Genomic DNA, 15126 nt, shown 5'->3' with positions numbered 1-15126 from the left:
TATCCATGATTACTGTAAAACAGAAATTTTTATCTGTCCTTGATTTGAAAGTTCTTGTTCAGAAACATCAACGGCTGATGCTAATGGGGTCATCAGCATATAATGGACACCTTCCGGTACTTTTATCACACCTTGGATACCTGAATGTTGTAACACAGTCGCAGCAGTTGCACTATTTTTAAATCCACTCACACCTTCTTCAATACAGCCCTTATCATCTAAGAATACAACTAAAGGCCAGTAATAAACTGGTTTTTGAGTGTTAGAAGCATATGAATCAATTTGCATATATTGAATTGAGGGAGCCAGTTTGACCAATTCATATTCAAACTTTTCCTTAAGTGGCTTGCGAGGCCAAAGCCCAACATCTTTTTTCAGTGCAAGTGTTTTGATCGACTTCTTATAACCATCTAAAAAACAACGATCATTTTCAAAGGCAGCTTTTAAATCTTCACTCGATAAACGCACATAGGTCCCTGATAAAGCTATTGAAGCTGCCGACTGTTGCGAACGATTCAACAGTTTATCTAGAACTGAACGACTCACTCCTTTTTTACGTTCAATCGTCTCCAAACGACCTGTGCCATCAGGCATGGTATAAAAACGTTTTTTACCATCTAAATTAAATTCTTGATTTTCTAAATATTCATTATTGACATAGTCAACACCATCAATCTGATTAAATCCAACTGCTGAGGCAACTTGATTTGAAGAAATTGGAGCACTTTTAGTTAATGGTACTTTTTCTACAACTGTTGGTGCTTTTTCAATTGTTGGTATCTTTGTCGGTAAGGAGCTTGAAGATGCCCGAGTCTCATTGAATTTCTTCGCTTGTGTTGAAGATTTTGTTTCAGAATCCTTATTGATCATCTTCATTGCTTTAGATGAATCAGCTGCTTGCTCAATAACTTTGGGCACTATTTTAGGCTGTGAGACTTCTGGCTCAATTATATTTTTTGTAATTGTACTCTGTTGAGCTTGCTTGGTTTGAAGTGACTTAGGCGATTCTACCGCCCGTTTCTGTTCAAGAGGTACAATTACTCTCTCTATTGTGTTGGTCTTATCAATAGTTGGTTGCGATGTTTTTTCAACATGAAGTTCCTGTTGCTGCTTACGAGGCTCTGCTTCTTTTTTCCCCAATTTCATAGGCACAACCATTGGACGACCATCTGGACCAATAATCGTATAGAAACCATCCGCATAAACAGTCGAGACACTTGATACCATTAAAAATAATAATGAAATAGCAAGTGCTGATTGTTGAGTCCTTTTATTTTGCATTACCATCGAGTTCTGTAGTTAATTCCAAGTAAAGTTACTTTTGTATTTGTTTTCACATTTAAGCCAGCATAAGGGTTTAATAACAAGTTATCGACCCCTGTTTTATTGGATAGACTACTTGTATTTGCAGGAATATCATCACGACTACGTAAGAAACCAATAGATAAATCGATATCTGTATCCTGATCAAAACGATATCCAAGACCTAGACCAAATAATTGTGCATTATTAATCGGTACCATCGTATTTCGTTTATCGTCAGGGATTGAACTAGTTCGAGGTTCATAACCCATACGTAACTTCAAACGATCTGTTGCAGAGTACTCAAAGCCAATCCCCCAACGCCAAGAAGACTGAAATTTTAATGGTAAAGCCAGTGATCGATCCGTTACGTCTGCTGACAATAATTTAGCAACTTTTAATAGTGAAATTTGCCGATCGAATTCAAATCTAAACTTATCCCATGCCGAGAAATCCGTCCATCCCAAATCAAAATTCATTTGTAAATCAGGAAATATCTTATACTTAATCCCAGCTTTAAAATGTTGCGGATATTTAAAATCCATTGCTAATAAACCAGACTCAACGGCAGGCGCATAACTTGGGAATCCTAGAATTGCCGCCAGAATTTGGCCTGTTGCAGATGAGTTTAATCCCGCAATCAAATCTCGAGGTGCTTGGGCCACATTAATTAAGTATTTCCCATGCAAACGCATTTTTGCTTCACTCTGATAAACCATACCGAAACTAAAATCATCCGTAGGTTCCCAAAGCAAGCCTAAGTTATAGCTTGGGCTTAATGACTGCTCAAGTGATACATCTAAAGCACCAACTTTACTAAACGGGTTCATTCCCTCTTTAGCATTACACATACCAAAAAGTAACAAATCCGTAATAATATCGCCATTTTCTTTGAATGGTCCACAGACCACCTCATCAACCATACGTAATACCCCAATTAACTCATTAGGGAAACGTAAATCAGTTTTCATCGCAATGGCTTGGTAGGACATTCCAAATGATGCCCCTAGATATAGATTATCATTTACCTGATAACCAAATGAAGGCGACAAATAAGTAATACGTTCTAATGCAACCTGCTGTCCCATATAGTTACTTGGATTACCATCTTCGGCACCAAAACCAGCAACAAGCGGTGCATAAATAGCCGTTGCGTAAGTTACTTTAGAGCCAGGAGGTTTATAAGAAATACCTGCCGTCGGCGCAGCTAAAGGCGAGTTCGGTCCTAAATCTACGATTTTCTTTAAAACAGGTACATAAATACTGGCATATTCAACATCACCACTCACAGTACCTTTAAAATCAGTACAAATATTTGCATCGACTTCTGGACCGTCATTACATACAAGTGGATCATCTGAATAACCAAAGACGTTATACCCACCTGGTGCTGAATAATCCCGTTTAATTGCAAAATTAGCCAGAATCCCCTGCACATCTGTTTGCAAACCATCTAATTTAGCAAGTGCGGCAGGGTTAAAGTGAACTGCGCTAATTCCAGGAGGGTCCGCAGTAACAGCATTACCTAACGCCAAAGAACGTAAATCTACCGATAAGTCTTGTCCGAGTTGTGCATGTGTGGCACTCGATAGCCCAGCAAAAAAGATTGCTATCGTTAATGGACATAATTTAAGGTGTTTCACCATTATTACATCTCCTTAACGAACTTTTTTACCAAAACCTATGATATCAAGCGGGAAAGATAAACCTAATGAAACATCAGGTGCATCCTCAGTTAGACCAATCCCTACAGTACCATTTACAATTGTCTCTGGAGATACACGCACGCCCAAAGCAAATGACAACATTGCACTACTTTGATCGGCAGATTGGTAGCTCGAATTATCCTTAAAATAGAATTTCGCCCCAGTATTGAAGCTTTGTTGATATGACATAGTCAAAGACACATCATAGTTAAAGGAGTAAGCAAAACCAAAAGAGAATCCACCACTTAACCCTGGATCAAAACTTTCCAAGATCCTCTCACCACGAAGCTGGTTTAAACCAGACTCTTTTAGACCGTAACTTGTAGAAACTGAGGCAAATAACACTACAGGATCGATATATTTACGTGTACTCGCACCAGCGCCAACAGAATAATATCCCTTACCCGTTGATAACTCAGTGGCACCTACTTCATAAGGGCTATCGCCAGTTTTAGATGATAGGCTTCCGAATAAAACTAATGGCAAACGCCCTTGTTTTAAAGGAAATGGCTCCCAACGTGCGCCAAAATTAATATCACCTAAGCCAGCCGTTGTTTGATCGTTCAACAGATCTTTTTTTGCCACAAAAGGCAATGAAGCAGATAATGTCACATTGTCCAATAAACCATACTGAACCGTAAACGTATTGGTTAAAGTGTGATTTGCATCCTCTTCTATGCGCAATCTCGACAGTGAACTATTGCTATCATTTAATGCTAAATCAAGACGGCTATCACGATAGTAGGTATAGTCCAAATCATAATAAGACGAAAAAATACCTTTCTTAATTAATGAATATTGACGTTCATTGGAAGTGAATACTTCTTGTAAATTTGTTTCTTGAGTTGCATCACTTTCTTTTTTCTGTAAAGCACTCGCAGCCTGATCAGCCTGACTTCCTTCAGCAACCGAGCTAGTTTCCACAACTGGATTTGCTGAATGTTCAGCAACCGCATTCCCCTGTCCTTCCGCTGCCGACACTTGATCTGCACCAGATGCTACAGAGTCAGTAGTAGGTTGTTGTTCTGCTGCGTAAAGTGTTGATGTGATCGCACTTAAACTTAAGGCTAACACACTCATTCTCATCCATGTATGATTCATTTTACTTTGCATCCTATTACATTAATTTTACTGATTTTTATAAACTTACTTCCGCTTGTAATATAAGCGCATATAGGTCGTAATTGGTTGGTTATAAGTTGCTGACTTAGGATCGGCATCCAATACTCTACGCATCGTTGAAGCCTTATCGGCAAGGCGCTCCAATTTTTGAGTTGGAAACTGAATTTCAGCAAGGGCATAGCGATTTACTGTTGCGTCCTCTACATGACGCATATCAGCATCTTGCAATGCTAATAAGCTCTTTTGATATTGCTGAGGAATATCAACAATAAATAATGTATTGTTATCCCAAATTTCTTTAAATCGATTTTCATCGAAACTAATATTTCCTAATGCAGGATCTGCAACATAAACCCTTCCATCTTTATACGCTTTATATACTACAAAATGTTTAAAGCCAGCATAGGTAATAGGAACAATCGCTGGTTGTTTCAACGAGGTAAGATCAGAGAATTCCCCACGATAGCCGCCACTATTAATCCCTAAAGCAGAGACAAAACGCTTCATATCCAATAAGGAGAAACTTCGACGCTCGATAATACGCTGATACTCTCCATATTGGAGTAGACCGCTCATTGTTTGCTGTTCAGTTAATTGTAAACCGCCATAACCATTTAATAAGGTCGTTAATGCAGCGGAACCACAGCTATAATCATAAGCTTGGCGTACAATTCCACGGAATTGCTCCTCTACAGCCGGTTTAATCACAACTGCTTCACGATGGTTTCGTGTAAACGAGGGGTTACGAGAATCCAAAGTTTCTGTATAGAATACAGTCCCTTCTGGTTTTTTTTCTATTTCAAAGGCTTGCGTTGTAAAGTAATACATCAATGCCGAGCCTAAAGCGATCTCTAACATAAGTCTCTTTTTCTAACAATGGCAGCACTTGCCTTATTCATTTTATTTTTAGTGTCTACGACACTCCATCCCTGCAAGTTGAAGATACCTTTTTTTATAAAAAAATACATCTTTTTTTTAGTTTTTTTTGACGGAATGTTATTTTTTTTATAAATAAGCCCACAATTAAACAATTCCATTCTTTAATGAAACTTTTTTACAACAATGAATTATTTCTAAGACTTGAAAAAATAGAAAATTAATCTATTAAACTTTGTTATCGATTTTGCAAATAACTCGTTCGTTAATTTATTTATTGGCATTTTACTTAAATAAAAACAAAAAAAGCGCTTTATGCGCTTTTTTTGTTTTGGTAACAGATTAGTGACCAGAAATTGTAATTGCTGTACCCGTCGTATCACCACCAAAAGTATGAGATGGATTGTAATAAGTACGCATACCTTGAACTTCTACATCACCAATTGATGCAGCAGTAGCACTACCTAAATGAACACCCTTAATATAAACGTCTGTTCCAGGACTTGTTGTGCCTGTCACAATTTTCAAGAAGCCAGCATTCGCAGCGCTTTGACCATAAACACTCACTTTAGCATCTACAGACAAATCCGCACCACTTGCATCAGCAACTTTGATACTATCAAGACGAATTTCACCAGCAGCAGTAGTCGTTACGCCTGTCGCAATCGTAGCACCATTTGTAGAGTTATCTAAAATACCAAGATCTTTAATTTCTAAACCACCAACCATTTTGGTATTTAATACGATCATCGCACCTTGAGGAGCGGCACCCAACTGAATATTTGCATTCATTTGGCCAGTTTTTAAAGTTAAACCAGATAAAATTGCATTATAGTTAGCAGTATCATTACCACGACGAATGCCTGTACCAGAAGCACCTGCTGTACCAGTATTACCACCAGTTGAAGCAGAAACACCAATTTCACCGATTTTGATATCTAAACCTGATACTTTTGCAGCAACATTCAAGAATGCTGTATTACCAGTACCCGTACCAGCATCTGAGTCAATACGAATATCTGCTAAATTGCCAGTTGCTAACATACGTGATGTATCATAGCTACCAGTACCCACGCCATTCGCATCAACTGCTTCCGGAGCCGAGATTTTAATATTATTGACAATAATCGCACCAGCAGTTGCCGAACCACCAGTAATCGTAGGGTTTGTTGGACTAGATGTACCACCGCCAATTGTTGCGCTAGTAGCTAAACCATCATTATCATGAATTAAGACTTTATCGATTTCAATTTTTGAAATTCCGATACCAAGATTAATACCATCTTGACCTGTTGCAGCGCTTAGTGCAGCATCATCCATTGACTGCAAAGCCATTGCATTTGCGCTAATCGCCATTGAAGAAACTAAAGCTAGTTTAGTAAACATTTTCATTGAGCACTCTCCCAAGAGCATTTATTTTTTGACTTACACTACTCTAAACTGTCCACGGTCGTTTTATTCTTAAATGACAACTTGAACTTCCAATCCTTGAGTAGTTCGCTTAGCAATTACTAAATTACCTGTTTGTTATTTTATGTTCAACTCCTGTTAACTGCTTTTTATCCACAAACCGACAAACGGCATATAAAACACTCAACAGCAACTATTTTAAAAAAATATTACAACAATATGTAATTATTGATGATTTTTATCATAATTTTTTGAACATCAAATCTAAACTCTAATCTATTCACCATTTATCGTCGCTAAAGTTCAGATCGGAAGTGTTAACAATAATGCTTTATTTATACTAATTTGATAAATACATCATTTATTCCATCTACGCAATCGAACCTTAGAAACATCAGTTTTTTAATCAAACAGCAGGCTAAACATAAGTTTGATATTTTTGAATGTAGTACAATTTCGCTCTCTAAATGCAGCGCAAGTATTCCCTTTTTATGTCTTATTTTCAGCAAAAGCTTAATACGCAACTCACTTCTGCATTTGAGCTTCTGTCCCGACTGTATGATTTAACTGGATTGGTTTATTTGCATGACCAAGGCACACCTGTCATTGCCTTTTTACCTCAAGTTTTTTTAATTTTTCAACAAGCTAAGCTTCAGCAATTTCAACAAATACAATTCAATCAATATAGACGCAACAATGAAGCAATTTCACTGATAGAGTTTTCTAAGTTTCACCACGCGCCAACATCTAATCGTAATAATAGCTTTAATGGTGGATACATTGGCTTTTTTAGCTATGACTATAGTGCCGATCAATTCATTGAGATTGATGCACATCCACAGCCAAGTTTTTTCTTGGGTCAATACTCAAGCTTTTTAAAATTTCAAGAAGATGCTTGGTACTTTTATAGTAATGAAGATCAAGCTGAGTATATTTATCAAGAAATTTTGAATCGGGTCAATGAGCCCAAACAAATGCCAGCACTTTCTTTAGACAAACAATGCCGTCCTCGTTGGTCTAAATCTGAATATTTAAATGCTTTTCATCAAGTACAGGAATACATCAAAGCAGGTGATTGTTATCAAATTAACCTCACTCAAGAATTTACAGCACATGTACAAGGTTCTCTCTTAAGCCGTGCTAATGATTTATGGGAACTCACCCAAGCACCTTATGCTGGTTATCTCAAAATCAACGATTTTGAATTGCTTAGTTGCTCTCCTGAGCTCTTCATTGAGTTTAAAAACAATCGAGAAATTAAAACGCGCCCAATTAAAGGCACGATGCCACGCTTTGATGATCCACAGCAAGATCAGATCTCAAAGGACAAACTCAGTCAATCTGAAAAAGATCAGGCAGAGAATGTCATGATTGTAGATTTGCTCCGCAATGACTTGAGTGTCTATGCGGAAACAGGCTCTGTTGAAACAACCAAATTATTTGAAATTGAAAGCTTTAATCAAGTTCATCACATGGTCAGCGAGATTACCGCGACCTTAAAAGCTGAAATCAATCCAATGCAAATGTTATTGTCTGCACTACCCGGTGGTTCAATCACAGGTGCACCGAAGATTCGTGCCATGCAAATCATTGAAGAATTAGAAGGTGCGCCGCGTGGTGCTTATTGTGGCAGCTTAGGTTATTTTAATTTCGATGGTACAGGTAGTTGGAATATCTTGATTCGCAGTATTCAAAAATATCAAAATCAATTATCCATGTGGGCGGGTGGTGGCATCACCATTGCTTCTGATGCAGAAGCAGAGTATCAAGAATGCTTTGATAAAATTTCTGCCATGCTTGATTTGCTCAATACATGGCAGAGATCTGAACAATAAGACTCAATACAGATTTATAAAATTTGTGTTTTAAGCGTATCGACTAAACGCTGGTTTTGTTCATCTGTACCAATCGTGATACGCAAGAATTGATTAATGCGCGGCTTATTGAAATAACGCACAATAATCCCCTGTTCACGCAATTGTTGAGACAACTGAGCAGCATCATGTTGCGGATGTGTAGCAAAGATAAAATTGGCTTTCGAAGGTAATACCTCAAAGCCCAAGGCAGTGAGGTCAGTCACTAATTTTTCTCGGCTCTCAATCACTTTGGCACATTGCGCTTCAAAATAAGCTTGATCTTCGAATGAAGCTACGGCGGCGGCTATTGCAAAACGATCAATTGGATAGGAGTTAAAACTATTTTTGACTGCTTCAAGTGCCGCAATCAAATGTGCTTGTGCAATGGCAAAACCAACGCGTAAGCCCGCCAGTGAACGAGACTTAGATGTCGTTTGGCAAACCACTAAATTTTCATAGCGATTGACCAATTGCACCGCAGACTCAGCACCAAAATCGACATAGGCTTCATCAATCACGACCACACGATCTGGATTTGCCTTAAGCACCTGCTCAATCTGTGCTAATCCTAATGCAATGCTGGTTGGCGCATTTGGATTAGTAATGATGATCCCGCCATTTTCCTGCTCATAATCCGATACATCAATTTCGAATTTTTCATTCAAAGGAATCTGCTTGGTTTGCGTTGCAAAAAATTGGCTATAAACAGGATAAAAACTATAGGTAATGTCGGGATAAAGAATTGGCTCTTTTTGAATAAAAAACGCTTTAAAAATATGCGCCAATACCTCATCCGACCCATTACCAACAAAGACTTGTCCCACATCAACATGCTGCTGCTTGGCAATCGCCTGCTTTAAAGCCATCGCATCTGGGTCGGGATACAGACGTAACGCATCAGCATGATCTGCTAAAACAGCTTGGACTGCTTCTACCACTTTTGGTGATGGTGGATAAGGATTTTCATTGGTATTCAGTTTGAGTAAGTTCTGAATTTTAGGTTGCTCACCTGGTACATAAGGTTCTAACTCACGAACCTCTGGGCTCCAAAAACGCATTTGCTCTGCTGTAAACGTCATTGTTCTACTCTCATGTATCCTAAAAAAGGGGCTAACCAGCCCCTATCAATCTTTGAATCAGTTATTGGTAACGATAACGGGCTGAACGCGCATGGGCATCAAGATTTTCTTGTACTGCCAGAACATCAGCTACTTTTGCCAAGCTTTTCACACCCTCTTGAGAGCACATGATCAAACTAGAGCGTTTTTGAAAATCATAAACACCGAGCGGTGAAGAAAAACGTGCAGTCCCCGATGTCGGTAAGACATGGTTTGGACCAGCACAATAATCACCAATGGCTTCTGGGGTATAACGTCCCATAAAGATTGCACCCGCATGACGAATCTCCTGACTCATCAATTCAGCATCATCAAGACATAATTCTAAATGCTCTGGTGCAATCTGATTAATCAGTTCAACTGCTTCTGCACGATCTTTTACCAACACCAATGCACCACGATTTTGAATCGATGTTTTGGCAATTTCGGCTTTTGGTAATTCAGTTAAATGCTTTTCAATCGCTGCTTCAACTGCATTTAACAGCGTTTCGTCGGGAGTAATGAAAATCGCTTGTGCAACCGTATCATGCTCAGCTTGAGACAATACGTCCATGGCTAACCATTCAGCATTATTTTCCCCTTCGGCATAGACCAAAATCTCCGAAGGTCCTGCAATCATGTCGATACCAACTTGACCAAAGACCGCACGTTTTGCGGCTGCTACAAATCGATTGCCCGGCCCCGTAATTTTATCGACCGCTGGAATGGTTTGTGTTCCATAAGCCAATGCTGCAACTGCCTGTGCACCACCAATAGTAAACACTCGGCTTACGCCTGCCAAATAAGCAGCTGCCAAGACCAATGGATTCAACTCACCATTTGGTGCTGGAACCACCATAATGATTTCAGGTACACCTGCTACATGTGCAGGTAAAGCATTCATAAGTACTGATGATGGATAAGAGGCTAATCCGCCAGGTACATAAATTCCAACACGATCCAGCGGTGTGACTTTTTGACCTAGGGTATTACCCAACTCGTCGACATAGGTCCAACCTTCCTGCTTTTGTGCCTGATGGAAAGAACGAATGCGTTTTGCAGCCAGTTCTAATGCCTCACGGATTTCAACACTTAAACCATCAAATGCGGTTTTAAGCTGTGTTTGAGTCAGCTCTAAGTCAGAGAATTGATGCGCTGGATGTCGATCGAACTGTTGCGTTAATTTAAGTACATGATCATCACCATGCTGACGGACATCAGCAATGATTTGGTCTACAGTTTGTACTAATTGAGGATCATTCACAGTTTCAAAAGCCAAAAGCTCAGCAAAAGTCTGTTTAAAGTTCTGATCCTGAGTCGATAAACGTCGCATCAATTTACCCACAAGGCGAATAAGAGAGCGCTAAGTTTACTCTTTTTCAGTGTACTTGTGGGCACAATATAGGCTAAAAAAATCAATCGGAAAGAGAGGGTTCTTCGATCAATCTACAATTTTTACTTTTATCTCCTTAATCAAAATATTTAGCAACCAGAACAAAAGTTAAATTTTTTATTCCATTTGTCACAAAACAAAAGGCTGAGTCGTCAAATGAGTACCTACTTTGATTTTAATCAGGAACACTATGATGACGACGCTCAACATTCATCCTAAAAAACATTTGCCAGAGTCAATTCATCACCTCTATCAAGTTCATCAAAACATTCTCGATTCAGCCCTGATAGATCGCTCTCTTTATCACCTTGTTCTATTACGCGCTTCACAAATCAATGGCTGTGCTTTTTGTGTGAAGATGCATATTGCAGAAGCTGTAGCAGATGGTGAAATACAATCACGTTTGGACCGTTTGGTCGTATGGCGACATTGCAATGATTATACGGATCAGGAAAAAGCCGCCTTTGCTTGGGTTGAAGCACTCACGACTTTGCACCCGCTCGCTGATTATGAGCCGTTACGTATAACACTGTTAAAATATTTCAGTGAGCCACAAATTTCAGCTTTAACTTTACTGATTGGCATGATTAATTTATGGAATCGAATTGCAATTTCACAGCATTAACATCTATGAAAGCATCAGGCATGATTAGCCAACATGATTTAACGATTTTTGAGACAAGCCGAACATTTCTGTTCGGTCTTGCTTATCGACTATTGGGAACAACAAGTGATGCGGAAGATGTTTTACAGGATATTTTTATAAAATGGCAGCAGCAACCTAAGCAAGATATTCTCAATCCTCAAGCTTGGCTAACTTCTGTATGTACACGCCACTGTATTGATCTGCTGCGTGCTCACCATAGATCTAGAACTGAATATACTGGAACATGGTTACCTGAACCCTATCATCATACAGAAACATTCTCGGTTGAATCTGACTATACACTCTCCACCGCTTTCCTTTTGATTCTTGAAAAACTTTCAGTCAAAGAGCGTGCAGCATATTTACTACATGATATCTTTAATCTGGATTACTTTGAAATTTCGGAAATCCTTCAAGAACAACAAAGTAATTGCCGACAATTGGTGGCCCGTAGCAGAAAGCGTATTGCAGATGAACCCAACGTTCTCACCAATCACCCTACGCAGCAGCAAATCAAATTACTCAATGCATTCAAGGTCGCCATTCATTCACATGACTTGAATCAACTCACACAATTACTCAGTGAAGATATCCAATTTGCTGCAGATGGTGGTGGTAAAGTCTCAGCTATTCGTCAACCTTTCATTGGCCAACCGCCAATATTGCGTTTCTTTGAACGCTTGCTTTTTCAGGCGTGGAATGAACTCTCTTGGGAAATGTGCCATATCAATGGCAGTGTCGGTTTTAAACTCTATAACTCAGACCATTATTGTGTCATGGTACTGACTTTTGCTTTCAATGATCAGCAACAACTGCAAAGCATTTATTCTTTACGTAATCCAGATAAACTCAAATAAAAAGGCCAACCGAAGCTGACCTATTTATTCAATTCAATCTAAAACTTAGTTTTGACGTGCTTTAATGGCTTGTTCAAGTTGCGTCAAAATCGGATTTAACACCGCTTGCTTACGCTTAAAGCTCGCCTTATTGACGATTAAACGTGAAGAAACTTTGCAAATTTCTTCTAATGGTTCCAAACCATTGGCACGTAAAGTATTCCCCGTATCAACCACATCGACAATGTAATCACCTAACCCAACCAAAGGTGCAAGTTCCATTGATCCGTATAGCTTAATGACATCAACCTGCTCACCAAGGCTTGCATAGTATTGACGAGTCAAGTTGACGTATTTGGTTGCGATCTTTAAACGGCCTTTTGGTCGTTCCATGCCGACTTTACCCGCCGTCATCAACTTACAATTGGCAATTTTTAGGTCAAGCAACTCATAAACATGTTGCGCACCATGTTCCATCAATACATCTTTACCCGCTACACCAAAGTCTGCTGCACCATTCTCAACATAAGTCGGAACATCAGAAGCACGTAAAATCAAAATACGAACTTTTTTGTGCGTGGTTGGAAAAATCAATTTGCGTGATTTATCTGGATCTTCAAGTAAATTAATACCCGCCTTTTCAAGCAATGGTAATGTTTCCTTTAAGATACGACCTTTACTGAGTGCTAAAGTTAAACCATGATCAAAATTGCCCATTACGTCAAAATTTGGATCATCGTTTCTTAAGTCATTCATCCTTTCACTCGCTTAATCTGAGCACCTAAACTTTGCAATTTTTCTTCCACATGTTCGTAACCACGATCAATATGGTAGATACGATCAACTAGTGTTTCACCTTCAGCAACCAAAGCAGCTAAAACAAGCGAAAATGAAGCACGTAAATCCGTTGCCATTACAGGTGCAGCCTGAAGTGTTTCTACACCTGTTACGACCGCATCATGTCCTTCAACTTGGATGTTAGCACCCATACGTGAAAGTTCTGGTACATGCATAAAACGGTTTTCGAAAATGGTTTCAGAAATGGTTGCAAAGCCACGCCCAATCACATTGACTGCCATAATTTGCGCTTGCATGTCTGTCGGAAATTCTGGATGCGGCAATGTTCTAAAGCTCACAGCTTTAGGACGTTTACCCTGCATATCCAATTCAATCCAGTCATCACCACGCGTGACTTCGGCACCCATTTCTTCAAACTTATCCAATACTGCTTCTAATAATGCAGGATCAGTATGGGTGGTTTTCACTCGCCCACCAGTAATGGCAGCGGCAGCTAAATATGAACCTGTTTCAATACGGTCTGCAACAACTGCATATTCACACCCATGTAAACTTTCAACACCAGTAACAACTAGAGTATCCGTATCTAAACCTTCGATTTTAGCGCCCATCTTAATCAACATTTGCGCAAGATCGGTGATTTCTGGTTCACGAGCAGCATTACGAATCGTAGTCACACCGTCAGCAAGTGCAGCAGCCATCAAAATGTTCTCGGTACCACCAACGGTTACCATCTCAAAGACAACTTCACCACCTTTTAAACGACCATCAACTGAAGCATGGACATAGCCATTTTCAACTTCAATCTGCGCACCTAAAGCTTCTAAAGCTTTTAAGTGTTGATCGACTGGACGTGAACCAATCGCACAACCACCAGGTAAAGATACTTTGGCATTACCATACCGTGCCAACAATGGACCAAGCACGAGAATCGAAGCACGCATGGTTTTTACGAGTTCATATGGCGCGAATTGATTATCTAATGTCGAAGCATCAGCACGAACCGTTTCACCTTCATAGCTCATGGTTACGCCAAGACCTGCAATCAACTTAACCAATGTGTTTACATCTTTTAAATTTGGAACATTCGTCAAGGTAATCGGAGAATCAGCAAGAATCATTGCTGCAAGTAAAGGTAGAGCCGCATTTTTAGCACCAGAAATGCGTACTTCACCTTCGAGCTTAACACCGCCCGTAATTAAAAATTTATCCATTAATATTTAAGCTCCGAAAAGGCTTGCTTTGCGCCATTCGTCTTTTGTCATTGCGCGAATCGTTACAGCATGAACTGCACCACTCGCAATATAAGAATTTAGAGGTGCATAAACCGATTGTTGACGAGCAACGGTACGTTTACCTTCAAACTGATCATCAACAATACGAAGGTCAAATTTCCCAGCTTGTCCGCTCACCGCTACTTCTGCTTCAGGGAAAGCTTCTTTTAAAATTTGCGTGAGCTGCTCACTATTCATTCCAAGACCTCTTATACAACCATTGGCGTAAAACGAGCTATTTTACTATAACTTTTTCACATAATTCAGTAAGCAGTTTCTTTTTTTATCAATAAAAAAAAAGAGGCTCTATCAAAAGCCTCTTTTATAAAAATAAAAGCTAACTCAAAAGTGCCAGTTCATGCTGATACGAACATTGAATTTTTCGATGCTTTGCAAGCTGACGTTTTAATTTATCTGTAAGTTTTCTAATCGAAGTATACATATCATCGGCTGTCGCCTGTGCAAACAGTTCCACCCCCGGCAAACGAATAATCGCTTCAGCAATATGGTTTGCACTTCCTTTGTGTGAACGTTTATCAATCTGATGATCTTTAGCGAGTTTGATTTGCATACTATTGACCTGATCTAGATGCTTGGTCATTTGACTAAACTTTTCTTTTATATTTTCTTCAATGGCTGGTGTAATGGTTAAATGATGTCCACGAATTGTTATTTGCATAATTCTATCCCTCACCTTTTCTCAGGATACAAGAAAATCGCTCAAGCAAATTTAATGCACATCAATCTGAGGCCAATATCCATTAAATCATTTCAGCGATTCCTCTAGTGATCATTAAAAAAATTCATTAT

General features: G+C 39.2%; 14 protein-coding genes. 3 read left to right on the top strand and 11 right to left on the bottom strand.

The annotated features are described in order from the left end of the window. Positions 1-9: 9 nt before the first annotated feature. The 5 genes from filE to filA all read right to left on the bottom strand — a co-directional run bounded on the left by filE (position 10) and on the right by filA (position 6398). Positions 10-1281, bottom strand: a complete 1272-nt coding sequence (gene filE, locus NDN11_RS03400) for a putative pilus assembly protein FilE (protein WP_251111482.1) — start codon at positions 1279-1281, stop codon at positions 10-12. Then, complete coding sequence (gene filD, locus NDN11_RS03395; protein WP_251111481.1) at positions 1281-2945, bottom strand: putative pilus system OmpP1/FadL family transporter FilD; 1665 nt, start codon at positions 2943-2945, stop codon at positions 1281-1283. The genes filE and filD overlap by 1 nt, the downstream gene beginning before the upstream one ends. A gap of 15 nt (positions 2946-2960) precedes the next feature. Continuing rightward, positions 2961-4109: a putative pilus system protein FilC gene (gene filC / locus NDN11_RS03390; RefSeq protein WP_251110770.1), complete on the bottom strand. Its 1149-nt coding sequence runs from the start codon at positions 4107-4109 to the stop codon at positions 2961-2963. Positions 4110-4154: 45 nt separating this feature from the next. Beyond that, on the bottom strand, positions 4155-4988 hold the full coding sequence (gene filB, locus NDN11_RS03385; protein ID WP_251110769.1) for a putative pilus system C39 family peptidase FilB: 834 nt from the start codon (positions 4986-4988) through the stop codon (positions 4155-4157). Positions 4989-5348: 360 nt separating this feature from the next. Then, on the bottom strand, positions 5349-6398 hold the full coding sequence (gene filA / locus NDN11_RS03380; RefSeq protein WP_251110768.1) for a putative pilus system protein FilA: 1050 nt from the start codon (positions 6396-6398) through the stop codon (positions 5349-5351). A 509-nt stretch (positions 6399-6907) separates the two neighbouring features. Here filA and pabB point away from each other — a divergent pair. Then, entirely contained in the window at positions 6908-8251 is a 1344-nt protein-coding gene (pabB, locus tag NDN11_RS03375; RefSeq protein ID WP_251110767.1) for an aminodeoxychorismate synthase component I, read from the top strand. 14 nt (positions 8252-8265) lie between these two features. On the opposite strand, the gene hisC is transcribed toward pabB, so the two are convergent. Next, on the bottom strand, positions 8266-9351 hold the full coding sequence (gene hisC / locus NDN11_RS03370) for a histidinol-phosphate transaminase (RefSeq protein WP_251110766.1): 1086 nt from the start codon (positions 9349-9351) through the stop codon (positions 8266-8268). Between the two features lie 61 nt (positions 9352-9412). Beyond that, a complete protein-coding gene (gene hisD / locus NDN11_RS03365; protein WP_251110765.1) occupies positions 9413-10702 on the bottom strand; it encodes a histidinol dehydrogenase in 1290 nt (429 codons plus the stop codon). A 253-nt stretch (positions 10703-10955) separates the two neighbouring features. On the opposite strand from hisD, the gene NDN11_RS03360 reads away from it, so the two are divergent. Both NDN11_RS03360 and NDN11_RS03355 read left to right on the top strand, forming a co-directional pair. After that, positions 10956-11387: a carboxymuconolactone decarboxylase family protein gene (locus NDN11_RS03360; RefSeq protein WP_251110764.1), complete on the top strand. Its 432-nt coding sequence runs from the start codon at positions 10956-10958 to the stop codon at positions 11385-11387. Positions 11388-11392: 5 nt separating this feature from the next. Further along, complete coding sequence (locus NDN11_RS03355) at positions 11393-12265, top strand: sigma-70 family RNA polymerase sigma factor (RefSeq protein ID WP_251111480.1); 873 nt, start codon at positions 11393-11395, stop codon at positions 12263-12265. Between the two features lie 45 nt (positions 12266-12310). On the opposite strand, the gene hisG is transcribed toward NDN11_RS03355, so the two are convergent. The 4 genes from hisG to hpf form a co-directional block, all read right to left on the bottom strand. Further along, positions 12311-13000: an ATP phosphoribosyltransferase gene (gene hisG / locus NDN11_RS03350; RefSeq protein WP_005151374.1), complete on the bottom strand. Its 690-nt coding sequence runs from the start codon at positions 12998-13000 to the stop codon at positions 12311-12313. After that, on the bottom strand, positions 12997-14256 hold the full coding sequence (murA, locus tag NDN11_RS03345; protein ID WP_251110763.1) for a UDP-N-acetylglucosamine 1-carboxyvinyltransferase: 1260 nt from the start codon (positions 14254-14256) through the stop codon (positions 12997-12999). The genes hisG and murA overlap by 4 nt, the downstream gene beginning before the upstream one ends. Before the next feature lie 6 nt (positions 14257-14262). Then, complete coding sequence (gene ibaG, locus NDN11_RS03340) at positions 14263-14514, bottom strand: BolA family iron metabolism protein IbaG (RefSeq protein WP_005228821.1); 252 nt, start codon at positions 14512-14514, stop codon at positions 14263-14265. A 139-nt stretch (positions 14515-14653) separates the two neighbouring features. Further along, positions 14654-14995 (bottom strand): ribosome hibernation-promoting factor, HPF/YfiA family, encoded by a 342-nt coding sequence (gene hpf / locus NDN11_RS03335; protein WP_004655596.1) that lies wholly within the window; start codon positions 14993-14995, stop codon positions 14654-14656. Positions 14996-15126: the final 131 nt, after the last annotated feature.

This window comes from Acinetobacter sp. C26M, from assembly GCF_023702675.1.
GTDB lineage: Bacteria > Pseudomonadota > Gammaproteobacteria > Pseudomonadales > Moraxellaceae > Acinetobacter.
Note: the sequence above shows the minus strand (reverse complement) of the source record. Positions and strands in the feature narration are given on the sequence as shown.

What these genes read in the sequence shown, in the direction of transcription:
- filC (WP_251110770.1), bottom strand. Translation starts at nt 4,109, where the DNA reads ATGAATCATACATGGATGAGAATGAGTGTGTTAGCCTTAAGTTTAAGT.
- ibaG (WP_005228821.1), bottom strand. Translation starts at nt 14,514, where the DNA reads ATGAATAGTGAGCAGCTCACGCAAATTTTAAAAGAAGCTTTCCCTGAA.
- hisG (WP_005151374.1), bottom strand. Translation starts at nt 13,000, where the DNA reads ATGAATGACTTAAGAAACGATGATCCAAATTTTGACGTAATGGGCAAT.
- NDN11_RS03360 (WP_251110764.1), top strand. Translation starts at nt 10,956, where the DNA reads ATGACGACGCTCAACATTCATCCTAAAAAACATTTGCCAGAGTCAATT.
- pabB (WP_251110767.1), top strand. Translation starts at nt 6,908, where the DNA reads ATGTCTTATTTTCAGCAAAAGCTTAATACGCAACTCACTTCTGCATTT.
- NDN11_RS03355 (WP_251111480.1), top strand. Translation starts at nt 11,393, where the DNA reads ATGAAAGCATCAGGCATGATTAGCCAACATGATTTAACGATTTTTGAG.
- hpf (WP_004655596.1), bottom strand. Translation starts at nt 14,995, where the DNA reads ATGCAAATAACAATTCGTGGACATCATTTAACCATTACACCAGCCATT.
- filB (WP_251110769.1), bottom strand. Translation starts at nt 4,988, where the DNA reads ATGTTAGAGATCGCTTTAGGCTCGGCATTGATGTATTACTTTACAACG.
- hisD (WP_251110765.1), bottom strand. Translation starts at nt 10,702, where the DNA reads ATGCGACGTTTATCGACTCAGGATCAGAACTTTAAACAGACTTTTGCT.
- murA (WP_251110763.1), bottom strand. Translation starts at nt 14,256, where the DNA reads ATGGATAAATTTTTAATTACGGGCGGTGTTAAGCTCGAAGGTGAAGTA.
- filA (WP_251110768.1), bottom strand. Translation starts at nt 6,398, where the DNA reads ATGAAAATGTTTACTAAACTAGCTTTAGTTTCTTCAATGGCGATTAGC.
- filE (WP_251111482.1), bottom strand. Translation starts at nt 1,281, where the DNA reads ATGCAAAATAAAAGGACTCAACAATCAGCACTTGCTATTTCATTATTA.
- hisC (WP_251110766.1), bottom strand. Translation starts at nt 9,351, where the DNA reads ATGACGTTTACAGCAGAGCAAATGCGTTTTTGGAGCCCAGAGGTTCGT.